The 500-nt window shown below is 70.2% G+C and carries 1 protein-coding gene; it reads left to right on the top strand.

All coding sequences use genetic code 11. The annotated features are described in order from the left end of the window. Window positions 1-500, top strand: a 500-nt coding sequence (locus G1H19_RS22795; RefSeq protein WP_235932312.1) for a methyl-accepting chemotaxis protein, incomplete at both ends; no start/stop codon positions are given.

The raw sequence follows: 500 nt of genomic DNA, 5'->3' as shown, positions 1-500 counted from the left end.
ATGGGCTCGGTGGTGGCGTCGGCGGAGGCGGTGGCGGCGTCGTCGGAGGAGTTGAGTGCGTCGTCGGCGCAGATCTCGGCGTCGGCGGAGGAGACGTCGGCGCAGTCGGGTGTGGTGTCGGCGGCTGCGGAGGAGGTGTCGCGGAACGTGGGCACGGTGTCGGCGGGTGCCGAGCAGATGGGTGCCTCGATCCGGGAGATCAGTCAGAACGCGAACGAGGCGGCGCGGGTGGCGGCCAGTGCGGTGGCGGAGGCCCAGTCGACGAACGACACGGTGCTGAAGCTGGGGGAGTCCAGCCGGGAGATCGGGGACGTGGTCAAGTTGATCACCTCGATCGCGGAGCAGACGAACTTGCTGGCGTTGAACGCGACGATCGAGGCGGCGCGGGCGGGGGAGATGGGCAAGGGGTTCGCGGTGGTGGCGAACGAGGTGAAGGAGTTGGCGCAGGAGACGGCGCGGGCGACGGAGGAGATCTCGCGTCGGGTGGTGGCGATCCAGGG

This window comes from Goekera deserti (assembly GCF_010685995.1).
Lineage (GTDB): Bacteria > Actinomycetota > Actinomycetes > Mycobacteriales > Geodermatophilaceae > Goekera > Goekera deserti.
This window is presented reverse-complemented; position numbering and strand designations above follow the sequence as displayed.